This is a genomic window from Scytonema sp. NUACC21 (assembly GCF_054684315.1).
Genome location: NZ_BAAFZH010000100.1, coordinates 57116 through 81862 on the forward strand (window position 1 = coordinate 57116; position 24747 = coordinate 81862).

General features: G+C 44.4%; 13 protein-coding genes and 3 pseudogenes. 5 read left to right on the forward strand and 11 right to left on the reverse strand.

Going from position 1 to position 24747, the window contains the following annotated elements:
* Window positions 1-442: 442 nt before the first annotated feature.
* From ACYRY3_RS31845 to ACYRY3_RS31875, 7 genes are all read right to left on the reverse strand, one after another.
* A complete protein-coding gene (locus tag ACYRY3_RS31845; RefSeq protein ID WP_460205668.1) occupies window positions 443-982 on the reverse strand; it encodes a hypothetical protein in 540 nt (179 codons plus the stop codon).
* Window positions 983-1347: 365 nt separating this feature from the next.
* Entirely contained in the window at window positions 1348-4230 is a 2883-nt protein-coding gene (locus ACYRY3_RS31850; RefSeq protein WP_460205669.1) for a DUF5682 family protein, read from the reverse strand.
* A gap of 35 nt (window positions 4231-4265) precedes the next feature.
* Window positions 4266-5408 (reverse strand): ATP-binding protein, encoded by a 1143-nt coding sequence (locus ACYRY3_RS31855; RefSeq protein WP_460205670.1) that lies wholly within the window; start codon window positions 5406-5408, stop codon window positions 4266-4268.
* 93 nt (window positions 5409-5501) lie between these two features.
* Window positions 5502-6083: a Uma2 family endonuclease gene (locus tag ACYRY3_RS31860; RefSeq protein ID WP_460205671.1), complete on the reverse strand. Its 582-nt coding sequence runs from the start codon at window positions 6081-6083 to the stop codon at window positions 5502-5504.
* Window positions 6084-6089: 6 nt separating this feature from the next.
* Window positions 6090-7571, reverse strand: coding sequence for a VWA domain-containing protein (locus ACYRY3_RS31865; protein WP_460205672.1), 1482 nt, complete (start codon window positions 7569-7571; stop codon window positions 6090-6092).
* A 38-nt stretch (window positions 7572-7609) separates the two neighbouring features.
* Window positions 7610-8998 carry a hypothetical protein gene (locus ACYRY3_RS31870; RefSeq protein ID WP_460205673.1) on the reverse strand — a complete coding sequence of 463 codons (1389 nt, stop codon included), beginning with the start codon at window positions 8996-8998 and terminating at the stop codon, window positions 7610-7612.
* Window positions 8999-9010: 12 nt separating this feature from the next.
* Complete coding sequence (locus ACYRY3_RS31875) at window positions 9011-9481, reverse strand: hypothetical protein (protein ID WP_460205675.1); 471 nt, start codon at window positions 9479-9481, stop codon at window positions 9011-9013.
* Between the two features lie 285 nt (window positions 9482-9766).
* On the opposite strand from ACYRY3_RS31875, the gene ACYRY3_RS31880 reads away from it, so the two are divergent.
* Entirely contained in the window at window positions 9767-11461 is a 1695-nt protein-coding gene (locus tag ACYRY3_RS31880; protein ID WP_460205676.1) for an ABC-F family ATP-binding cassette domain-containing protein, read from the forward strand.
* A 181-nt stretch (window positions 11462-11642) separates the two neighbouring features.
* Window positions 11643-12659, forward strand: a pseudogene (gene gpmI, locus ACYRY3_RS31885) (2,3-bisphosphoglycerate-independent phosphoglycerate mutase); the annotation flags it as partial.
* On the opposite strand, the pseudogene ACYRY3_RS31890 reads toward gpmI, so the two are convergent.
* Window positions 12651-12953, reverse strand: a pseudogene (locus ACYRY3_RS31890) (NAD-dependent epimerase/dehydratase family protein); the annotation flags it as partial. The pseudogenes gpmI and ACYRY3_RS31890 sit on opposite strands and share 9 nt — an antisense overlap.
* 253 nt (window positions 12954-13206) lie before the next feature.
* On the opposite strand from ACYRY3_RS31890, the gene fraI reads away from it, so the two are divergent.
* Window positions 13207-13920, forward strand: coding sequence for a septal nanopore formation protein FraI (gene fraI / locus ACYRY3_RS31895; RefSeq protein WP_460205677.1), 714 nt, complete (start codon window positions 13207-13209; stop codon window positions 13918-13920).
* Between the two features lie 41 nt (window positions 13921-13961).
* On the opposite strand, the gene ACYRY3_RS31900 is transcribed toward fraI, so the two are convergent.
* Window positions 13962-14624: an RNA-guided endonuclease InsQ/TnpB family protein gene (locus ACYRY3_RS31900; protein WP_460205678.1), complete on the reverse strand. Its 663-nt coding sequence runs from the start codon at window positions 14622-14624 to the stop codon at window positions 13962-13964.
* A gap of 288 nt (window positions 14625-14912) precedes the next feature.
* Here ACYRY3_RS31900 and ACYRY3_RS31905 point away from each other — a divergent pair.
* Together ACYRY3_RS31905 and ACYRY3_RS31910 are read left to right on the forward strand one after the other, a co-directional pair.
* A pseudogene (locus ACYRY3_RS31905) lies at window positions 14913-15047 on the forward strand (zinc ribbon domain-containing protein); the annotation flags it as partial.
* 190 nt (window positions 15048-15237) lie between these two features.
* Complete coding sequence (locus ACYRY3_RS31910) at window positions 15238-16989, forward strand: ABC transporter ATP-binding protein (protein ID WP_460205679.1); 1752 nt, start codon at window positions 15238-15240, stop codon at window positions 16987-16989.
* Between the two features lie 10 nt (window positions 16990-16999).
* Here ACYRY3_RS31910 and ACYRY3_RS31915 read toward each other — a convergent pair whose 3' ends face one another.
* Window positions 17000-18574 (reverse strand): glycosyltransferase family 39 protein, encoded by a 1575-nt coding sequence (locus ACYRY3_RS31915; protein ID WP_460205680.1) that lies wholly within the window; start codon window positions 18572-18574, stop codon window positions 17000-17002.
* Between the two features lie 321 nt (window positions 18575-18895).
* Window positions 18896-24529, reverse strand: coding sequence for a translocation/assembly module TamB domain-containing protein (locus ACYRY3_RS31920; protein WP_460205681.1), 5634 nt, complete (start codon window positions 24527-24529; stop codon window positions 18896-18898).
* Window positions 24530-24747: the final 218 nt, after the last annotated feature.

The window sequence follows — 24747 nt, forward strand, 5'->3', positions numbered from 1 at the left end:
CGTCTTGGCGGTTTCATAAAAAAGGGGTTTATAAACCGGATTTAGTATCAGATAATTTCTCCAGTCTATTCCAGCAAGAAGCATCTGAGCACGGTGATGAGATTATGTGTGCTCGACTGACTTAGTCAATTAGTTAACGGTGGGCAGTGCCCACCCTACGAAACTACTACGAAACTACTACTTCGCTTGGAACGGTTGTGGCAATGCACTAGATAACAAAGAGGTGAACAAAAAAGCGGCGATCGCTGACTGAGAAAAATAGTAGCGATCGCTTTACCAGCATTCCTTAGGTGACATTCACGGCAAATCTTCGCCTAAGGGGAAGGAATGATAGGTTATATCCGCGTTTTATGGATTATTAGGCAATACGGTTCGGGCAACAAGAACCCCAGTTTTTCAAAGAAACCAGGGTTCTAAAACTCGTGATGTTCAGAAAATCATCTCAAGATATGCTGTTGATGTATTTTAATACTTCTTGTGGTGAACTGGAACTAGGAATAGACTTTACTACTTCACCGTTTTTAAAGACGAGGACTGAAGGAGTGGGAATGCGAAGTTCCCCGTCTCTTTTCAATAAATCTGCGTATCTGCCAAAGACATCTTTGCTTAAGTTAATGCTGCTGTTCCAGTATTCTGTGTCTTTACTGAAGTTAACTTCACCAATTTTATATTTATCAAAAAAATTAGGTACAGATGAATTAATAGCATCAGTTAAACTAGTAATTAAGTTGTTATTAGCCTCGGTTTCATCCTCTCTTGTAAGAAGTATAAACACAGGTGAGCCAGACTTTAGTACTTCAGTGTCAAAATTGCTTTTATCAATACTTGTTAGATTCGTTGAAACATTGAATGCGATCGCTACAGGTGTTAATGCATTTGATGAATCTGCAATTGCAGAAGGGGTGAATGCCATAAAGCTACTTGCAATTAACACTACGAACAAAAACGTTAAATATTGTTTAATTTTGGTCAGAAATTTCATGATATTTATTGACTCAACTTTGTCGATTACATATTTCCATAGCTTTTACAAAAATGCAAGGACAGTTAAGACAGTTAAGACAGTTAAGAAACCCGCACATAAAACTTTATTTTAGCTTAATAATTAATATTCCCCATACCCTCCTCATAACGACCTCACCCAGGGCGAAATCATCTTGATTCTAAGCTGGGTGACGAGGTGAGGTATCAGATAATTTCTCCAGGCTACTTCAGAAAAAGTATCTGAGCATGGTAATGGGATTATGTGTGCTCGACTGACTTTTTCTGTTAGCTGACATTTTGCAACTTCTTAATTAGTGAACGGTGGGCAGTGCCCACCCTACGATACTTGACTGATTTTTTATATCAGCTTAAAAAAGCAGCTAAAGAAGTCATTGTTGCTGGCTGAGACAAAAGCAATGTTTGAATTTGTGTTTCTTTTTCCGATGGGCAATGGCTAGCATTTGATTTCACATTAGATGGCAAAATTTCTTCCCAAATAACAGTTTCCACGTCCAACAATCTTGCCAATGCTTCAGTTGTTTGTTTCGTGTTAAACAGTAATTGCCGCACCTGTATTTGCTGGTCATTAAGTGCGGGCATAGCTTCTACTTGAATATTTTCTCCCTCAGAAGTCGCCTGCTGAGAATTTTGTTCCCTAGCAATCCAAGAAGGTTGCCATTTGTCAAAATCACTTAATTGTTGCGGGAAATTTGTTGCTGCTTCTTTAAGCAACACGGGCAAAATCTGGGTATGGGGTCGCAAACGTAAAATTAAGCTGGGTAGCCAGGGCAGCAAAACTGGGTCTGGAACTGAAGCAAATAGTTTACTCAAAAGTTCTACGACAAACCGATTTATCCGAGGGGCAAAGTTCAACGCTAGGATAAACCCATTGAGATAATCGGGAAATGCTGGTATCAACATTTCGTTGTTGAGGACTTGGTTAAAGAAGTCGCGAATTTGTTCTAAGGTTCGCAAAGAAAGCAGCCATTCGGTTGTCCATAACAAACCCAGTTTTGCCGGATCTTCCAATTCCTGACTTGCTTGTTGTACGCCAATTAATAACTGGCTTCGGTTGCAGCCTAGGGATAGTGCCAAACTTTCCAAGGTGAAAATAAAGCCCAGCATCCCGGCAATTTGTTCGGGTGAAGTTCCCCGGTCTACAAAGGCTTGGGGGAGAAGGGTTGCGTAGTGTCCGTAACCTGTAACGACAAACCGTTCAATCCAATTTGGCAATCCTGTTGGTGTGGTGCGATAGTAATGTACCAAACGACGCACTCGCTCAAAGATTTTAGGTGCGTCTTCTGCCCCTGTTTCCTGTTTCAGTAATGCGATCGCGTGTTCTCCCAACTCTTGAGTTAACCGTGGGCTGTAAAGGTATAAAATACTATCTTCAGCAGCTTCTAAAACAGCGCTGGTTTTTGCTTGATTTGCGAAAGCAAACTGCTTGAGCCTTTGTTCCAAGACTTGCTCGATAGTCACCCCTTCATAACCCAGCATGATAATGTCGCGCTGGTTCTTACCAATGCGAATCTCCCAGGATTCCTGCAATGGCTTGGAACCAAGAGCCCTCTCTCCCATAATCGGTTGCACGAGACGATCGCCCACCAAATAATGAAGCCGCCACAGAACGTCAGAACACGCCAACAATTCAGGTTGTTGCTTGAAGTCCATTAAGGCGCGTTGATTGGTTTGACTCAGTAAGTCCACTCCAAGTGGTGTTAACCGATTGTAGACATCCTGGGCTAATGGCGGTAGGGACGCATAGCCCACCGTACCAATGCGATCGCCCCCCAAAAGAATTTGACAAAGTTGATAGATATTGCGTTTCTTCGGGGTACGGTCTTTTTCCAAACAGGTAATAGCTGCATCTTGGAAATCATAGGGGGTTGGATGGAGCCGATTTCGCATTGCAGCCAGCAGCATAGATGTTTGATATACGGCTATAGAATCAGCCGTACTTGCGAGGTATCCATTATTACGTGCCGAGGCGACAATACTGGCACACCACTGTAATAACTGTTCTGTATCTGCTTCTGCAAATTCCGGCGGACGAGAGAGGAAACTCACAAGCGAGGAGGCTAGGCGTTCCCTTTGGGGTTGGGGGGAAGATTCTTCTTGAGTGTTTGCGTCTTTGAGTTGCCTTATTTCCTTATCTCCTTTTTTCTTCAGGATAAAAGGTTGTAACTTAGACACCTTTAAACTCTTTTTCCAAGTGGTTTCAGCCAGAGAAATCGTACCAGCCGGATGGCTGAACTGGTATTCAATTGCCGCAAAACTAGAAGGAATTAACCCATACAGCCATTTTGTTTGAGTGACTTCTGGAATTTCCCAAATAGTATCATTTGCAACTCCAAACTCAGCAACTTCACTAGCAGCGTGGGCGGCTCCACATATATAGATAGCTTCATGAGGAGCAATCTTATTAGCCTTCATGTGCTGCTTAATGCGAGTCCACATATATCGCTCCCGCAGGCGATCGTTTTCTACATCTTTTTCGTTTCTCCCCAATCGCCGCATCAAACTACCAATCAGAAACATCACCTGACGGTAAGTTTCATAATCAGCACCGATAATTGCCTGCTCAACATATTGATCCCACCATTCCGCAAAGTGCCGCGTATTGGAATTTCGCAGCAAAAACATCAGAAACTGGTCAAACTTGGGCACAAGGCTGCCAACTTCCACCCCAACAGCCGTACCGTGCATCTTGGCTTCATCTGAGGGCGGTTCTTCTGGTTCTTCTGGCTCTTCCCGATTTTCAACCTCTTGAGGTTCCCATTGAAAGATAAAATCAACTGCCCGATCCACAAACACCAGTTGGGTTTTTGGGTGCTGTAAGGTATAAGCGATCGCTTGATACTCAGCGGAAGCTTCCGTTAAAGGAGCAACTGCACTCAAGGGCATTAACTTGGGCGAAAAAGTTTTGGATTCAGCAGCAAAAGCTTGTAACGCCACAGGTAATTTACAATCTTGCAAATGCTCTACAACAGGCAGCAAATCCTCACACATTTCCAGGTAAATTGCTTTCAAAGGCTTTTCGTGCAGCCGTCGCACCATTTGTAAAGCTGAGGATGGTGAGTGGTGACACACGGGAAAAATTTCTAACGGTTCAGCCGCAGCCCTTTCCACATCCTTAACCATAGCTGCTAGGAATTCGCTCAAAGGTTGAGCATCTGTCGCAAACTTTTCTGCGGCATCAAGTAGCTGTTGTTGGAGAGGTGCCAGTGTTTGAGGAAGTTTGACCATTGTTTGTAGAGCGTAAAAAATTTGCTTTGATTGAGTTATTTCTTGACCAATCCCATCGCCTGCTTACCGCCTTCCAGAAATTGCGCCCACTCTCCCTTTTGTTCTTTGCTGCGTTTCTCGACAACCGCATGCCAAAACTGGTTAAGTACGGAAACATCTTCAGGTAAGCGACGCACCAGTGTCCCAACAAGGGAACTCGCCAGTGTCCCTGCATCTAAAGTTGTTGCGCCAAAGTAGCGACTGTGGAGAATAGCATCTTCTAACACGCCAATTTGCTCGGCTGTTGATAGGGCAGATTCCAATCGTTGGTCGTCAGAACTTGCAGCCGCGCTGGTTTCTCGTAAATCGGCAAAGGTTTGCAGCAGTACGTCGAGTAATGTCGGTGGGATGTCAACGTCAAAACCATGTCGGCTCATCAGTTCCTTGGTGCGGAAGAGGATAATTTCTTTCTCTTGTTTTTTGTTTGTCACCACAGGCATGTGAACAAAGTTGAAGCGGCGTTTTAGGGCAGAAGAGAGTTCATTCACACCTCTATCTCGGCTGTTAGCTGTGGCTATGACATTAAAGCCTGGTTGGGCAAAGGCAATGTTGTCTGCCTTGAGTTCCGGAATAGAGATATACTTTTCGCTCAAGATGGAAATGAGGGCGTCTTGTACGTCAGATGTACACCGGGTTAATTCCTCAAAACGTCCCATTGCACCAGCGTGCATGGCTGTCATAATTGGGGAGGGAATGAGGGATTCGCGGGATTGACCGGCAGCAATCACCATTGCGACGTTCCAAGAATATTTAATTTGGTCTTCAGTGGTTCCGGCGGTTCCCTGAACGACGTAGGTGGAGTTACCGGAAATGGCTGCAGCAAGTAGTTCCGCCAGCCAGCTTTTTCCCGTACCGGGATCGCCAATGAGTAATAATCCTCTATCGGAAGCAAGGGTGACGATCGCTCTTTCGGCTATTCCTGGGTCGCCATACCATTTTTGTTCTATAGGGCGATCGAGTTTTTGGGAGGGAGTGCTGCCCAGGACAAATGTTCTTACCATTTGTGGCGAAAGTCGCCAGGAGAAAGGTTTGCTTCCTTTGTCGATAGAGGCTAGATAGTCGAGTTCTTCTTTGTATTTGGTTTCGGCGGGTTGCCGTAGCATGGTTGTGGTGGAGGTGGGGGTTTTTGTTTTTGCCATTTTTTTAATTTGTGTGAAAGATTTATAGTAGTGGGGGCGTTCGCGAGTGCGTGCCGACGAAGGAGGCATACGGTTGTTCGCCCTTACTCATTCTTATGTTTCAGATGCAAACTCAACTTTGTTATACAGGTCGAGAAGTGATATTTGGAAAGGAACTGAAGTTAGAGATAGCACAGCATTGTCACCTTCATAACTGAAAAATAGCCATTTATCACCTTCAGCTTTTGAGTACTGTTCTGCATAAATTTCTGTTTGCGAAATTAGGATATATTCTCTTAATGAGGGAATTGCATGATAGAGTTTGAATTTACCGACTCTGTCATATTTCTCTGTAGATTCTGAGATAAGTTCTGCGATCGCAATCGGGTTGGTAATTGTATCTCTACGCCCTTCTGCCAACTCTATCTGACCGGAAACGACCATAACATCAGGATATGTATATAAGCGATTGTTGGGAATCCACAAGCGCATATCACTCATAAAGACATCGTAGGGTTGCTTTTTGAGAGCAAAGTTGAGTGCAGCATAAAAGTTGCCTGCTATCTTATTGTGATTTGGGTTTCCGCCCGCTACAGAAAATATTTGACCGTTGTAATATTCACTTCTAAAATTTGCAGCAGTTTCTAGCTCTAGATACTCTTCTGGTTTGTAGTAGTATTCTTGCTTGGCTTGCATATCTCATTAAGTCACTATTACCTTCTTTAATTCTTGTATTAATTTCTTGGGGCTGCCAGTTAAAATTGGCGTGCCCAATTCTTTGAGTTTGTCGCGAAACCATTGGTTTACACTAAAGTACCCAGAACTGGTGACAGCCCCGACTGGAATAAAATGCAAACCCGATTCTTTGAGTGATTTAATGTAGTCATACAGGGCTTGGTCGCTACCACCTTCGTAAAAGTCGGAGATGAGGACGAGGGCTGTATTTTGTGGCTCAAGAATTTTCTGTGCTGCTTCTACGAGTGCTCCATAAATGTAGGTTCCGCCTCCTAATTGAGTGCGTAACAAAACTTCAAATGGGTCATGTACCCAGGGTGTTAGGTCTAGCACTTGTGTATCGAAGGCGATTAAGTGTACATCTACGTTGGGAATTCCAGCAAAAATTGAGGCAAGAATTGTACATTGCACCATTGCGTCTACCATCGAGCCTGATTGATCGACGACAACAATCATCCGGGTTGGTGTTTTCTTTTTAGCAGTATGGTGATAGTAAAGGCGGTCTACTAATAATCGCTGCTCTTGGGGACTCCAGTTGGTTAGGTTTTTCCAGATGGTGCGCTTTAAATCTAGATTGCGGAAAACTCTTTTGGGGGGAACTGAGCGATCGATTTTGCCAGTCACTGTTTGTGCCACTTGTAGCTTCAGAACTTCCGCTAATTCGTTAATAAATTGCTGAATCAGTCGTTTGGCATTTTTCAGGGAAGTACCTGACAAATTAGCTTTATCCCGTAGGAGTTGCTCGACTAATGCCATTGAGGGAGTGAGTTGGCTGGCTAGTCGGTCGTCTTTGAGCACTTCCCGCAGCGCCATCCGTTCAATGAGTTCGCCTTCCAGTGCTTTGAGGGTGGCACGTAACTGTTCTTCATCAACGGTAAAACCTTCTCCGATGCCCAGCCCTGCACCCATTCCACCACTACTACTACCCTGACCTGGAACCCTATTACCACCTCCACCTACACTTGTACCCGCACCACGTCCTGGTACACTTGTACCTGTACCATTTCCTGGCTTTTGTCCTCGCAGGCTACCTGGCGCACAGCCAAGTGCTTTTTCTAGATAACCCACATCTTTTAACCATTGAGCGTATTGTTGTGCGGTGATGACGCTGTTTTGGGTATTGGGACCAAAGGCATTTAGCAGGAGTTTGGAAAAGACTAACCCACGGCGCAGGGTGGCTGTCTCATCAGACGCGGAGAGTTCTCCATTTCCCGTGGTCTTTTCTAGCAGAGGAACTAGCTGTGTAAAATCAGGCTCTAGTTCTGGGTAACGATGCAGCAGGTTTTCTATGCTGATGTTGGGATCGAGAATGAGCCTTGGTAAGCCCAGTTCGTCTGCAATTTCAATGCTCATTCGCTCAAAGTTTGCCCCTTGTTCGGTATACCCAAACATAGCCGCGAGCATTCTCCAATACAGGACTTGACGCCTTTGAATAATGTCATTTGTCATTTGTCATTGGTCATTGGTAAAGCTGGCTGACGTATTTTTTAGCTCTTTTTCCGAAGCAAACGGCTGGCTCGTTCCTGTAAAGTAGCAACCGTGTTGGTTTTTGGCGGTGTCTTGAATATCTTGGCAGCGCTTTGACCTGTAAACATGGTTTTACCTTGTACGGTTGCTGCTAATGGTTGTACGGCCCAGCGTCCACCATCAAAGCGGAGGAGACCAAAAATTTCATTGGATTTACAAATAGCCTCTAGGTTGAGTTCTGATAACGGGCTGATGCGTTCAGTGGCAATTGGTAGCAAGCCTGCATCTTTCCAAGACAGGTTCAAGATGTTGTTCGTTTGAGCGATCGCATAATTATTTAAAAATACAGGTTCGGCAAGTTGTACGGGATGGCGATCGACAGGAGGAATGAGAGGGGGGGTGGTGCTATTTGTGGCATTGACTGCAAAGAACTCAGATGCTTTTTTCATCAAGTTATAGTAATCGCCTAGCTGGGCTTCACCTTGCCAAAGCAGATCCCCTGTTGGTAACAAAGGAACATCCTTGAGATGTAGCGCTCTATTTTCTGTAAAGGCATTGAGCAGAACACTAGCTTTGGGAAATAACAACCAGATTTGGTCTTTACTGATGACATCGACTTTGTAAGCAGAAAGGGTAGTTCTCACCAATTGAACTTGAGCATCAACCGTCAATAGCCCATAGGCGGTAAAGCTGACTAAATTGGCGTGATGGCGCAAATCTAAACCCAATAGTTCTAGTTTGCCCGAGACAAGCTTTGGCTCGTGAGTGACTGGCGGGCGTAAAGCACCTACCATCGCCTGCGTCCACAAATCAACCCAGCGGTAAACGGGAGTAGTGCTGCTGTCAGTCATGGGAACCCAATTCATGAGTTCGTTAAAAAATCCTGTTAATAGAGCAGCTTGCCGTATCAGCAGTGGTTCTGATTGAATTTGCTCAAGGGTTGACATGAAGGGGATTAAAGTTGATGCTTCAAGGCGGGCAAATCCCATTAAGGCAATTTCCATCAGCCAATGGCGAATACTCTCCAACCAAACTCGCAAATGTTCATTTTCCTTATCCCCCTTCTCCTGCTTGTCTCCCTTATCTCCCTCATCTACCCGTCCCATGACACTTCTAGCCTGCTGTTGCAAGATATCAAAAAGTGACCCTTGCAAACTTGCCCGTACAGCTGCCAAAACCGTGAAATGTTGCTCTACGAACTCATTGCTTTGAATAGCAGCGCAGGTTTTAGAGAGGGGTTGCTGGAGTGGTGTACCTGTAAATATTTGCTGAAGACTATTGAGTGTTTGCTGGTGTGGAGTATCAAGATTTGCAAAACCCGTGAGGAAGCATCGGTCAAATTCGGCAATCAAGTCGAAGGTTTCTTGAGTACCTTGGGGAAGTTGGTTCAGGGCACCTGGAAAAGCCATAGTTTTTTTCCTTTAAATAAACCAACTCATTTCGGGTAGGGGATGGTTGTTGGTCTCTAGTTCGAGGTAACGGAGGTAATTGAGAAAACGGCTAAAAACTTCGCTAGCAGGTTCTTTTTTCAATGTACCTGCGCGGGCAAGAATATCGTTTGTTGTCTTAATTTGACTGAGGTCGCCAGGAACTTTGAGAGTATTGGCAACTTGCTCAATGCCATAGGAGACAGTAGCTTCTGTGAGCAAGGCTTGCAAATGCTTGCACGGGTAGCCGCGCAAACCGCCACAGGGACGATTGTTATTGGTGCTGCAATAGTAATCTAGAGTTTTGGCTTCAAAAAAGGAAACATACACCCGTTCAATATCAGAACCGCTGGAAACCACTCCCTGCAAGCGCCCGTTAAACAGTTCAACAAAGGGGACGTCTTTGACGTCTCGCTTGCCAAAAACGGGGTTGCGTTCGGGGTGAGTGAAGGATGAGTTAGGCATATAAAGCAGCACTCACGGTTGTGTAAAAGTTCAGTATATTCTGTGTCTGGATATACTGCCCACCTATATTTATTAATTTGTCATTAGAGCTACCCTGTAATGAGTGGTTAACGCCAGCACCATGAAATTCGTCTAGTGATAATTTTTGTTATATTGCCTGCATCTTCCTGTTTGTCGGCGTTTAAAGTATTTCCTGCCACAAATTATCAGTTAAATTTTGTTAAGATTAAACTCGGTACTCACACTTTCGCCTAAAGAGCCTATACTCTACCTTGGAGACATTCAATGCTGCGACTCGAACATATAAGTAAAATTTACCCTACAGGCGAAGTTCTCAAGGATATCAACTGGGAAGTAAAACCAGGCGATCGCATAGGTTTAGTTGGGGTCAACGGTGCCGGAAAATCGACTCAACTCAAGATTATCTCTGGGGAAATCGACCCAACTGCGGGCGAAGTGATTCGTCCTGCTAGCTTACACATTGCTTATCTCAATCAAGAGTTTGAGGTCGATCCGACTCGCACCGTTCGAGAAGAATTTTGGACAGTTTTCAAAGCAGCAAATCAAGTGCAGCAAGAATTGGCGCAGGTGCAGCGGGACATGGAAAGCGCCAATCCAGAGGAACTCGACCGACTGATTAACAAGTTAGACCGCCTCCACCGACAGTTTGAAGCATTAGATGGCTACGTCTTAGAAACAAGAATCGGGAAAATCTTACCAGAAATGGGTTTTCAGTTAGAAGATGGCGACCGTCTGGTGAGTGCTTTTAGTGGCGGTTGGCAAATGCGGATGGGTTTGGGCAAAATTCTTTTACAAGAACCGGATTTGTTGCTACTGGACGAGCCTACCAACCACTTAGACCTTGAAACCATTGAGTGGTTGGAAAACTATCTCAAAGGTCTAACGACCCCAATGGTAATTGTTTCTCATGACCGGGAATTCTTAGACCGACTCTGCACCCAAATTGTGGAAACCGAACGTGGAGTCTCTACTACATACCTTGGCAACTATTCGTCATATTTGCAACAAAAAGCAGAAAATCAAGCAGCACAAATATCGGCTTACGAACGCCAGCAAAAAGAACTGGAAAAGCAACAGGCGTTTGTCGATCGCTTCCGAGCTAGTGCTACCCGCAGTACTCAAGCAAAAAGCCGGGAAAAACAACTGGAAAAGGTAGAGCGGATAGAAGCACCAACATCTGATGTCAGAACTCTACAATTCCGTTTTCCTCCAGCACCCCGTAGCGGACGTGAGGTGGTGGAAATTAAAGATTTAACCCATACTTACGATGACAAGATATTATTCCTAGGTGCAAATCTTTTGGTAGAGCGCGGGGATCGTATCGCTTTTATTGCTCCCAATGGTGCGGGTAAGTCTACTTTATTACGTCTTATTATGGGTCTTGAAAAACCCACGGAAGGTAAAGTACAATTGGGCGAACATAATGTTATCCCCGGTTACTTTGAACAAAACCAAGCGGAAGCTTTGGATTTAAAGAAAACTGTCATGGAAACTATCCATGATGAGGTTCCAGATTGGAAAAACGAAGAAGTTCGCACAATCTTGGGACGATTTCTATTTAGCGGTGACACTGTATTTAAGCAGGTATCAGCTTTAAGCGGTGGAGAAAAGGCACGTTTAGCACTGGCAAAAATGCTTTTACAACCAGTGAATTTGTTGATTCTAGATGAGCCCACCAACCACTTGGATATTCCCGCAAAAGAAATGCTAGAGGAAGCTATCCAGAATTATGAAGGCACGGTGCTAGTCGTATCTCACGACCGTTATTTTATAACCAAAGTCGCCAACAAAATTGTGGAAATTCGCGATGGTGAATTTCGTGTTTACCTGGGGAATTATCACTATTATCTGGAGAAGTTAGCCGAGGAAAAAGAACAGGCAAGGTTGGCGGCGATATCAGCTGAGAAAGCGGCGAAAAAAGCGGCAAAAGCAGCAAAAGCGTCTGCAAAGAAAAAATAGGGCATGGCTAATGGTTAATGGCTAATGGCTGATGGTTAATGGTTAATATGATGAGAACAATTAGCAATTAGCTATTAGGAATTAGCAATTAGCTATTAGCAAGATAAGCAGAAATTCACTTGCGGTTGTGGTTAGCAGTGGTATCATTCGGGTATTACAAAAAGTAAAGGGCAATTATACTATGACCAAAGCACCTGTTGCTCCCGTGGTGCGAGTCATTTTAGACGGATGGGGCTACTGCGAGGAGACTCATGGAAACGCTATTGCCGCTGCTAAAACTCCGGTAATGGACAGCTTATGGGCAGTTTATCCCCATACCCTCATCCGAACATCAGGGAAAGCGGTGGGGTTACCAGAAAGTCAAATGGGCAACTCAGAAGTTGGTCATTTGAATCTGGGCGCTGGAAGAGTTGTACCCCAAGAACTAGTACGCATCTCAGATGCTGTAGAAGACGGTTCCATCCTGAGAAACCCAGCACTTGTTAAAATCTGCCAGGAAGTGTGCAGTCGCCAGAGCAAGTTGCATTTAGTCGGGCTTTGTTCCGAGGGTGGAGTGCATTCGCACATCGATCATCTGTTCGGATTAATTGACTTAGCCAAAGTACACTTAATTTCACAAGTTTGTATCCACGCCATCACCGACGGTCGGGATACTACCCCAACGGAGGGTGTAAAAGCGTTAGGACAAATTCAAGATTACATTGACCGTCGTGGTGTTGGGCGGATAGTGACCGTCAGCGGTCGCTATTACGCAATGGATCGCGATCGCCGTTGGGATCGTGTCAAACGTGCCTATGATGTGATGACACAGGATGGACCGGGTAGCGATCGCACAGCAGTGGAAACTCTGCAAGCGTCCTACGCAGAAGGTGTCACCGACGAATTCGTTGTTCCAGTCAGAATCGCACCTGGAGCAATCGAACCAGGAGATGGGGTCATTTTCTTTAATTTCCGCCCCGACCGCGCCAGACAACTGAGCCAAGCATTTGTCAACCCCAAATTTGACGGTTTTGAAAGACAGCTTCTTACGCCTCTGTCTTTTGTCACCTTCACACAGTACGACCCAGAATTACGAGTTGGGGTTGCCTTTGAACCTCAAAATTTAAGTAATATTCTTGGCGAAGTCATTTCAAAGAACGGTTTGAAGCAGTTCCGTACTGCGGAAACAGAAAAATATGCCCACGTTACCTACTTCTTTGCGGTAGTATTTGGCAGGATCGCTGACCGATTCCCCTACATATGCGTAGGCTGAAAAGTGCATCACTGCTGCAATGTCGTGTGTTTTAAATAAATCGTTTAACAGTGCTTGGTCAGTTGTGTCTCCCTCTACAAGTTTTACCTGTAAAACTTTTTCTACCAAGTCCCGGTGACCGTAAACCAAATTGTCCAGTACTATAACGTCAAAACCTGCCTTCTTCAGGGCAAGCACTGTATGGGAACCGATATATCCAGCTCCCCCTGTAACCAAAATGGTTTGTTTTCCAGGTGACATAGTGTTTCCTTCACGGTTGTGAAACTACTTATTAAATTAATCTAGTCTACACGAAGCGATTTACCGATCGGAAAAATTACAGATACATCGTCTCATGTGAAAGAAATTGCTCTAAAATCACTACGACGGTAGTCGTTTTGTTCTGGATGTGAGGTGTTCGATGTCAAATAACAGTACTTTTACAATTTGGCAGTACAATAACCCCACTACCTAAAACCTTAACTGCCAAAAAAGAAGATTTGAGAGTCAATCTATGTTTGTACTGTTAAGCCGGGTATTACTTTGGCTGCTTGTGGGAGCCATCATATACTCTTTGTTCCAGAGATTTTATCCTCAAGGAAATTTCGTCGCCCGATTATTCTTGGTCGTTCTGTTCGTTGTTGTTTTACTCTCGTTTATCAACCCCAATGAACCAGCTGTCGCCTCCTTGTGGAGAGTGGTGTCTTTTCCGCTCAAGCCTTTGGGAGCATCGATTCTGCTGTTGATTCTTGCCGCTCAAAGGATGCAAGGTGGAGGAAAGTTGGACGCACCTGGGGGTTATTTAATTGGTTGGGCACTGACTATTTTGTTGTTGTCCAGCACACCAGCAGTCGCTTATTTCCTAGTGCGATCGCCAGTTGCAGCAACGGCACTCAGAGATCCATCTATAGCAAGTCTAGCGGTGTACCAGAACCCTCGCCTTGTTTCTTCTGATGTATCCAATTCCGTGCCAAGATATGAAACACTTGTAGCATCGGCAAACATGAGTTTAAGTGCAGGGCTGTCAGATGTAGGAGATGCGATCGTCGCTACCAGACTACCTGATTTAGGAACTGCACCATACCTCATGCAAGCCCCAACTCCTCAGGATATTCCCAGGAGGGGATTGCGGCTTGAAGACTTTGTACCCAATGCCGAAACACTTTCACTTACAACGCGAGTTTGGGAGAGTTATCTCACCTTTATTTCTGGCTTCTTGCGTGGGTAGGTAATTATTAACTAGAAGGATAAAGTTGTAAGCCACCCCGGCTAGAAGCCGGGAGCTTTAGCCCAGTTTACAGTGTTCGTTGGAAACAAACTAAGTTGTCCTTCCAACAAGCAACTCATCCCCGGACTTTCGGGCTGGATTACAGACAACCCCAAAACTGCGATATTCGCAGATGCATTGAAATCGCTATCACACGTCATACCACAATGGCCACACTTAAAAGACTTGCCAGAACGATACGATTTCCCTTTCTCCGGGTGTACGTGGTGACACCGAGAGCAAGTTTGACTCGTGTATGCTTTTGGCACCAGAACGATGGGCACGCCTGCGATATTCGCCTTGTATTGGGTAAATATTCGCAACTGATAAAATGCCCAATTATTGGTTCTGCGCCGTTCCGTTTTGCTTTGAGGTTTCTGGTTAAGAGATTCTCGAATATTGGTCAAGTCCTCAAAGGCAAGTGTGGCATTGTGTTGCTTTGCGTCGTTAACGATTTCTTTGGCAATGTTGTGATTCAACCATTTCTGAAAGCGTTGTTCTCTCCCAGAGAGCCTTCGCAACAGTCGCTTGGAACTGCGCGTGCGTTTGGATTGAACGTTTGCCCTGACCTTGCTGTAGCGGTCACGAACCGATTGAATCTGTTTGCCGCTCCACGATTTGCCAGTGCTCGTGGTGGCAATGTCGCGCCTGCCGAGTTCCAGCATGAGTCACGGGACGCTACTTCATATATCCGGTTGCAAGCATCAGCAAACCCCTCCAAAATCCGGTTAATTTCAGCCCGAATATCGGAGGGGACTATAAGCTTGCATTTTACGGATATAGTCTGCATTTCAAAGTTATAAAAAATCATCTAATTATAGCACAGGAGCCTTAGTCCGTGCAATTAACTCGTTCGCAACTTTCACGCCTGTTAAAACGGGTTGTGTCGCGCTTCCTCCTTGGGCTAAAGCCGCAAGGTTTCCGCGCTCCCGGAGGCTTTTAGATTATCAGACCGAGTGTTTGTATGTCCAAAGTGTTCTCATACAGAAGATAGGGATTTACAAGCGGCAATAAATTTGGCGAATGCTCCCATTGATAAATGTAGTAGGATAGGCTCGATCCGAACAAACACGCTTGTGGACAGTTAGCCGCCGACGGCGCTGGAGGAAGCAAGAAATGTTGAAGGATGTCTTAGGATGTCTGGTTAATATAGAGCAGGTTTATATCGGTACCCAGTTCTTTTTTCATTCTTTCAACTGGAGTTGGCTTGCGCCTGTGGTGAGAAGACAGTTTATTTACGGTTGGTTTAAAATCAAAAAGTTACTCTGTTTCTTTTGAATGGCAACATCAAGACGGCTAGTTAAAGTGGCTCAGTATCTGCGTCCTCATTGGCGGGAAACAGGGCTGGGGGTTATTGCTTTATTAATCGTTAACGGGTTGGGTGTTTACATCCCGTTGTTGATTCGGGACTCTATTGATAAGCTCTCCACCGAATTTACCTTCAGCCAAATCACGAATTTTGTCATAAGAATTGTATTATTCACTACGGCAATGTGGCTCATCCGTATGTCCTCTCGGATTTGGCTGTTTGGAGTGGGGCGTCAGGTTGAATTTGACCTGAAACAAAGGATTTTTGAACACATTCTTAAGTTAGAACCGTCATATTTTGCCACGAATACCTCAGGGGACTTAATCAGTCGGGCTACAAGTGATGTAGACAACATTCGACGGCTGTTGGGTTTTGCGGTGCTGAGTATGGCAAATACATTCTTTGCATACGCTCTCACTTTGCCAGTGATGCTCGGCATAAGTGTGAACCTCACATTAGCTGCATTGGCAGTCTATCCCTTGATGTTTTTTTTAGTACATCTATTTAGCGATCGCCTCCGTAACGAACAACTTGCCGTACAAGAGAGACTATCCGATATGAGTGAACTCATTCAAGAGGATGTCAGCGGCATTGCCCCGATAAAAATTTATGCTCAAGAGGATAACGAGCGACGTGCTTTTGGCGACAAAAATCAACAGTTATTGCAGGCTAACCTCAACCTAGCAAAAAGCAGGAATACGCTGTTTCCACTGATTGGTGGACTAGCCACTGTGAGTTCCTTGATTATTATCTGGCTGGGAGCAAATCGGATTGCTGCTGGAACTATGGCTGTTGGAGATTTTGTTGCACTCTTACTTTATGTAGAGCGTCTGAGTTTTCCCACCGCCCTATTGGGGTTTACAATTACTGCATATCAGCGGGGCGAAGTGAGTATCGATCGCATTGAGGCGATTTTCTCCGTCACGCCTAAAATTAGAGACGAATCGGATGCCATTCATCTACCTAAAGAGCAAGTTAAAGGACAACTAACAGCTAAAAATCTAAGGTTTACCTACCCTGGTTACTCGACTCCCGCACTGGCAGACGTTAACTTTACCATAGCCCCAGGAGAAACAGTAGCAATTGTAGGAGCCATTGGTTCTGGAAAATCAACATTAGCAAATGCTTTGCCAAGATTGTTAGACGTTGAACCGGGACAGTTGTTTTTGGATGGAATAGACATTACCAAAATCCCATTGGTTGATTTAAGAAGTGCTATTGCTTACGTCCCCCAAGATAGTTTTCTGTTCAGTACCACAATCAAAAATAACATCCGTTATGGCGATCCGATTAGCGAGCAACCAGAGGTAGAATCAGCAGCAAAACTAGCACAAATTCATCCAGAAATTATGAATTTTCCCCAACACTATGAAACAATAGTGGGAGAACGTGGGATAACTTTGTCTGGTGGTCAGCGACAGCGTACTGCTTTAGCTAGGGCAATGCTAGTTGATGCTCCCGTGTTAATTTTGGATGATGCCCTCTCTAGCGTTGATAATCAAACCGCTACCGCAATCTTGAACAATCTTTCTCGTGGTAAGCAAAAGAAGACAATCGTTTTCATTACTCATCAGTTGTCTGCAGCAGCAGTAGCTGACCGGATTTTTGTTATGGATAAAGGTAGGATTGTTCAGATAGGAACACAGCTAGAGCTTTTACAACAACCAGGTCTCTACAGACAATTATGGAGCCAGCATCAGGTGGAAGAGTTGCTCCAGTAAAAATAATCTATCAATTTGTTAAGTTAAGTTTCCACAAACGTGGCTCAGAAGTACTCTCAATAGGTGTTAACTTGGCTTGATACTTTTTTTCCAGCCCCTGTTGCAATGTTGGTGAGGGTGAAAGCACAAATATATCACTAAAGCCATCAGGAAGGTTGGGAATATTTGGCTCGACTACTAACTGAAACTTGACCTTTGGCTCAAGTAGGTAGCTTAGAGATATTACATTACCCAGATTATTACCACCTTCATTGCTAATTAAAAGAGGTTTAGTTGCTTTGTTAATAATGGCAGCGATTTGAGGATTGTGAAAGCTAATTGATTTAATCCACCAACTGTTCGCTTGAGAACTAACAATACAAGAAGCAAGGCCCCCCGAAATCAGTAATACCATTATTCCCCGCCATAATTTCTGTTGTAAAAAATGAATGCCAAATATCTTCATGGAAAGTAGATAAGCAACAGAAAGTTGAATTCCTAGGAAAAAAGGTATAAAATACCGACTTGATACCGATCGCATTCCACCCCAAATTAAGTCAGGTATAATTAGGGCTATAGGTACAAGACCAATTAATAGACAAAGAAACAAACAAACTTTGAAAGAAGCCGAATTATAAAGAAAATAAATTGAATAGCCTGTAAGCCCTAATATAAAACAAAGGATTAAATAGGTAAATGGATGGTCTTGACTTAAATTGAAATCAAAAAAAATACAATTTAGATGGCTTCCCCAAGATTTAACAAGATTTGACATCAGTACTGGTGTAAGCATCCAATTATTTCTGTTCTCAATAGTTTGAAAACTATTAATTACAAACAGCCAGGGAGTAAAAGCTATCAGTCCTGTAAGTAAAGCGAGTAGATAAGCAGCCGTTGTTTTGTTTAACTGAAAACGATTTATAGCAAATACATAAATTCCATGCCCAATAGCAATCAATGTAGAAAGCAAATGAGAATAAAAACCAAGTGACAAAGTTGTGGCATATATTCCCCAGTTTAGTTTTGTATGAATGCGTATGGCTCTTAGCAGAGATGCACTGGATAGCAAAACAGCCACTGTCCACAAGCTATATTGTCGTGCTTCCTGGGCATAAAGGACGTGAATGGGAGAAACGGCAGTGAGAATAACCGCAATCCATCCAATCAAGGGGGACTCAAATAATTCCAGACATAACCAATAGATACACGGAAAAACTAATAAGCTGATAAAAGCGGATAAAGCTCTAGGTGTCACAGAATGACTGAATAGCTGATTCCAAAATCTCACCATTAGGTAGTACAGAGGTGGATGTTCGGGAGCTTTTTTTAAAGCATTTATGGTGTCAATTAAGCTTTTTTCAGGGCTAAGATATTGGTATTTCTGTAAATCTTCTATACCGAGAAGACGACCATCAAAACTTTCTTTAACTATTTCTTCTGTAGAATATCCAGAACTTCGCAATGAAGTAAAAACTTCATCCTGCCAGAAAACTTTGCCATCTAGATTAAAGAAGCGAAAAAAAATTCCTAGAACTAGCAAAGTTATGATTAAAAATCTTAGCTGGATGGGAAGAATTGCCCATCTATATGTGAGTTTATCGTTCATGTATCAAAAGTGTTGAATTCTAAATGTTAATCAGAATATCAGCTATTTTCTGTTCCTTCAATAGACGTAGACGTAGGGTGGGCACTGCCCACCAACAGCCTTTTCCTTTAATAGGAACCAATACTGCGTAGATTTTGCATAAAAATACGAAAATACGTAGGTTGTAGAGACGTAGGGTGGGCACTGCCCACCAACAGCCTTTTCCTTCAATAAGAACCAATACTGCGTAGATTTTGCATAAAAATACGAATCAGTTTATAAGGGCGAACAGCCGTTCGCCCCTACGGCTGTGGTTTAATTGTCTGAAAATTGCTGTAAAAGCTAAAACCGTGCTTCATACTCAACTTCCAATCGACTTTCATCTTCCAAATCCGTTGAGCCTCGCACAAGAGTATTATCATTAACGCGGTAAAGTATACCGTAACGAAAGGGCTCATTTGTCAGGAAAACTCGTGATAGTGAAACAGAGAAATTCCTAGTAATATCAAATGCCCCTTCTGCTGCTAAACCCAACACCGAAGCCCTTGATGCTTCATTGGCAACATTTGTGGGAAATATACGAAATTCACTAAAGCCTATTGCTTGTCCTAGTGAAGTAATACTTCCTTGCAGCCCACCCAATACAGTAGAACCTGCAAAGGTAGCGATTCCTAAGGCTGCATCTGACCCACCAAGTGTATTAATAATCGAACCACCGAGTAGAGAAATAATTTCTGCTTCACTGCGACCCGGTTCGCTAGTTAATTCCAAATTATCGGATAATTGACTGGCTGGGCCTTCTGCTCTCGCTCTGACACGGACGGTTCGTAAGGTGCCAATGCTTGTCGAAGGGACATCGCTAATTTCAGAAGAACTCAGAGGAGAAGTCGCCGAAGAACTCAGAGGAGAAGCCAAAATTCTGCTGCCCCTTGCTTCTGGCACAATGGCAACAAGCCGGACATCTAAAACAGGGTCAAGCCCCCGACTGGGAATAAATTCTGCCGTTTGTTCGTAACCTCGCTCTAAGGTGAATTGAGTTGTAAATAAGTTGACTTGTCCGCCTGTAAGACGAACAGTGCCATCAGGAAGAGGCTTTGCTAAAGTGCCATTGATAGTAAGGTCTCCCTTTGCTTCAAAGCTCAGGATTGATTGAGTTGGATCTGCTCCTCCCGGTATAAAACCGCCAAGCAGGGGTTGAGTGGTGACCCGAACGTCATCACCCAAAACTAGCCGTAAATTTGTAAACTCGATGGGTAAATTGGTCGCCGGTGTAGCACTACCTGTTGAGCCGCCTGTATTTTGAGCTGCTGTGCCTTGTGAGGCTGCATTACCCGTTGAGCCGCCTGTATTTTGAGCTGCTGTGTCTTGTAAGGCTGCATTACCCGTTGAACTACCCCCACTTTGGGCTGTTGTGGCTTGTGTGTTGGTATTAGCTGTTTGTTGTCCGATTGTGACTTGACCATCACTCAGTTGAATTTCTCCACCAATGTCAGGGTTGAACGCGGTTCCCCCAATGACAACATTGCCACTTACACCCCCTTGGTATAAACCTTGAACATTCACATCGAGGTTTTGCAAAGATACAGAGAGGGGATTGGTTGCTGCTTGCTGGTTCGCAAATATGGGAATTGTTCCCTCAGCAGTCAAACTTCCCTCATTGTATTGCCCTTGAACCCCTTGGACGTCCACTGTATTTCCATTAAATTGTAAAGTTCCTGTTACATTTGTTAATGGGTCTGGTAAAGCTTGTGCTTGAATAGTTGCATTATTAACTGTGGCGTTTCCTGTAATAATTGGTTGCTTTAAAGTCCCCTCAACTTGTACGTTCACCTGTCCTTGACCGTCTACCCAACTGACTTGGTCGGTAAACACGTTTAACAGTGCTAATCCCCCATCTTGGACATTAGCGGTGACATTGATGCGATCGCTATCTGGTTGTACAGAAGCAAAAGGCAAGGGCACGGGAACGTTGCCTTGAATTTCCAACGGTTGTATTCCCATCACTAACAAAGTACTTGCAAAATTCAAACGGGCATTGTTATAATTGAAATTGAGTTGCCCTGCTTGCACCGATTGCTGGTTTAAAGTTGCATTTTCCAGGGTCAGTTCTCCAATGGCACTGGGGTTTTTTAAAGTTCCTGCAAGAGTCGCGATCGCATCAACCTGACCCTGCACATCTACTGGAAATCTTTCTATAAAAGGCTCTAATAAAGATAATGGTAAATTAGCAACACGCAACTGCCCCGACAGTTGTTCAGTGCCTACCTGTCCTGAAAAAGCCAACAACCCTTGATCCAAATCTACACGAACGGGTAACACTGTCAGCGTTCCATCGGCAAAAGAGCCTTGGGCGATGACCTCTTCAATCTTGTATTCTCCCCACAGCCAATTGGAACCCTGAAAATTAAAACTAGCATTCAATCCTGACTGTAAAGAACCAGCAACCTCAATTTGCCCGCTCAAAGCACCTTGTAATTCTGCAAGTGTCGGCAAAGACTGGGTTTCGTCACGCTGTTGCTGTTGCCGTGCTAAAGTCTGTTCAATTTCCGAGAAACGCCGTAGTTGCGTTAACAAATCTGCATTAGGCAGACCTACTGGTTGTGTTTGCAGAACTTCTGCTCCTGCCAATTCTGAACCTTGTACTCCTCCAGCAAAGTCTTGAAAATCGAAGATATTAGCGGCTTGTAATAATCTTTGGATGTTCAGTTGATTAAAATTAGCTTGGGCTTGAAATTGGGGGTTATTACCAGTTTGGAAATTTCCACTGAGGGATATGAGGCTGTCACCTATTCGCAATTCACCATTATTTAACGAAGCAGTTCCATTAGCAAAACTGATTTGTCCTTGGAATGTATCTGCCGTGACCCTGCCAACTTGAGGTTTGGCAATTGCCACATCTCCAACCACGGTAAACTGTTCTAGGTTAATTGCTAAATCTCCAGATATTTGTCCCGAAAGAGGTTTTACATTCAAATTATCACTGGGAACAAAGCTTTCTAAAAGAGCGACAGGAAAACTTTGCACGTTAACAAGTAGGTTGTCTCCCTCGGTTTTGCCAGTTGCTACAGCTTCGTCAAGACGGACAAGAAATGAGGTAGGGCGATAATTTGCATTTAGGTTAACTGCAATTCGGTCTTGCTGACCTGCGAGTTGCAGTTCTCCCCCTTGTCCTCCTGCAAAATTGACTCTTCCACTTAGCAGTGGATCGAAGGCTAAATCATTGACCTTCAGATTTCGCAGAAGAATGTTACCTGCAGCATTGGGGGCATCTGGGGTTCCCGTCACTTGTCCCCGGAAGTCCAGCAGCCCACCCAGCGCAACATTGCCAGGAAGGTTTACAGGAGTTTGTCCTAAGTTGTAACCCCGTGCCCGGACATCTAGATTAAACGCAGAGATTTGGGGTGTGCCCGTTTCCGGCACCTGGAGGGCAATTGTACCGGCAGCATTCAGTCCGGGTGCCGTTGCGCGTTCAACAACAATCTGTTGCCCATTCCACTGCACTTGCGCTGTCAGTGGTTGTTCGAGAACGGCTAAACCTTGGGAAAAGCGCACTTGCCCTGCAGCGCGTATATCTGCAAGCTGAAAAGATTGAGTCGTCCCCGCTACAAGTAAATTAGAACTGAGTCGTCCCTTTAACTGTTCGGAAAAACGGTTGAGTTGAACTTGGGAAACATTTGCTACTGCTTGCCAGCGTCCATTATTTAAGCTAATATCCCTCAAGTTAACCCTGCCTCCCGCTACACCGCTCAAACTTGCCTGACCTGCAGCTTGAATGGTTTCGGGTTGGAAGGATGCGGTCGTTCCCGACAGGTTTAACTCACTGCTCAAGATGCCTTGTTGGATTTGGGGCGGTACCTGTGCAAAACGACTCAATTGAATTCTTTCGGCATCAACAAAAGCTTGCCAGCGTCCTTGTTCTAGCCGACCCCGTGCCCTAACAGTACTGCCTGCTATGTTGGCAACAGCATCCCTCAAGAGAATATTTTCCCCTTGTTGAGAAATAACGGCTTGCCCGGTTGTGGGATAAGTGGCTGTAGGTGCTTGGACTTGGGCTACTGCCCGTAAGTTACCAAGTACACCAGTAATTTTAGCATCTGCGGATACATTGCCAATGGTGATGGCAGGTGACGTGTTGTAAGCTTTTGCAATGGCATCCCCTGGAAGATTATCGGCTGCTACGTTGAAGGATACCCTACCTTGGGGTACTAGTTGAAGTTGACCGTTGGCTGAGATTCGTCCTCCCACTTCTGGTGTTGCCAGAACTTGAGAGACATTCAGTGCTAGGGACTGACCCAGGGAACCAACAACTTTGGCATTTGCTGAGACACCACCAATGTTAATGGGAACTGATAAATTGTATCCTTGGGCGATCGCATTTCCTGGCAAACCTTGAGCTTGAACGTTTAAAGCTATGTTTCCTTGAGGAACCAGTTGAATTTGGCCGTTGACGTTGATTTTTCCCCCAGCCGATGGGGTTGCCTGAATGTTAGAAAAATTAATGGCAAGGGGTGGTCGGTTGTTCAGTGAACCAGTGATTTGGGCGGTTGCTGAAACATTGCCCACGGTGATGGGGGGTGTGAAGCCGTAAGCGCTTGCAAGTGTATCTGCGGAAATACCTTCTGCTTGAAGATCGAATTTTACATCACTTTGCTTTCCCAGTTTAACTTGACCAAGTCCTGCAATTTCTCCTCCTGTTGTGGGGATTAACCGCAGGTTAGAAATGTTAAGTTGAGAAGCTTGTTCAGATATATTGAGTTGGAAACCAGTGCTAATGGTATTAAAGAGAACGCGATCGACTTGAGCAGCTTTTATCGTACTGGCAGTTCCACTTAAGCTTGGTTGTCGGAGGGGTCCTGTCAACTGAATATTTGCTTGAAAGTCCCCAGCCACAGGAACGGGTAAACTAATATTCAGCGTGTCCAAGGCATTTTTGGCACTAACTGCCTTGACTTGGGCTGCGATGTTAAAACCTGTTTGGAGATTCACTGCGCCACTTGCTACTAAAGGTGCTTTGCCATAGTTTGCACTCAGGTTTTCCAGAGAAATCTGTTGTCCCTGAAATGTCAATCTGCCATTAGCGTTGGTAAATTTTTGTGGAACGTTTTGAATTTGGGCAGTAACTTGATTGATATTAGCTATTCCTGTTACGGAAATTTCCGGGTCGGACTGTTGTAATTGAACTGTCAAGTCCCCATCTACAAGACCTGCTTGTAAAACAGTTGGCAACTCAATCAATCGGCTCAAATCGGCTGCTTGAAAATTTTGTGCCTTGACTTTGAGCTTGGTCTGTAGTGTTTTGATTTGAGTGCTGCCATCAAGTTGAAAGGTACCTCCCCTGGTAGGTTGACCGCCAACTTCATAGCTAATTATCTGATTTTGTGACTGAATTCGGGCGATTCCATTGACGCGATCTAACACCACAGAACCCTGAGGTTTGCCCGGTCTTGGTATTGGATCTAACACCACATCTGCATCTTGAATCCGAAGCGTCTCTAAGTCTGTTTGAATAAAACCGCTTCCTTCTACGCCTTTGAGTTGAGTTGTGACCCAGTTTCCCTGCTTGTCCTGTTGGACGTAAACATCAGGTTGGACGAGAGAGACATTCAATGCCAGTGTTCTCGTAAACAGGAGTCGCAGGGGAGAGAATTGTACTTCTACAGCTTTTGCTGCCACTCTGTCTGGATCTGTGGGAGTTGCTGGTATCGATAGGGAGGCAAATCTCAGGCTTGTGAGGGAAAACCGCTCTACTTTTCCTATTTTGATGGGTCTGCCTAACAATTGTTCGAGATTTCTTTCAACTAGAGGGACTAAATCTTGATAGACAAAGTTCCTAACCCACCAAGCACCAGCAGCCAGTCCAATCAGCAAAATGACGCCAAGCACAAGACTGCTACGTCCTAACAAAAGGAGCCACAAACGAGGATTGCGAGGGTTAGAGGGCTCCTGTTCATTTCCTGAATTGGGAGAACGCGTCATAAGCCGTTACCAGTATCGTTTGCTGAATAGGGCAGCCACATGAGTCGTTTCAGGATTTATCGACTTTTCTCTATGATTTCACAAAAGTACACACTTCGGTTATTGGAAATCGTTTTTTCCTGATAGCACGTTAGTTTGTTATGGCGACTACATTACTGCAAGATCTGAATATAGCTGAAAAAGATTCTGAAATGACGGTTTAGCTGGAGAAAAATCAG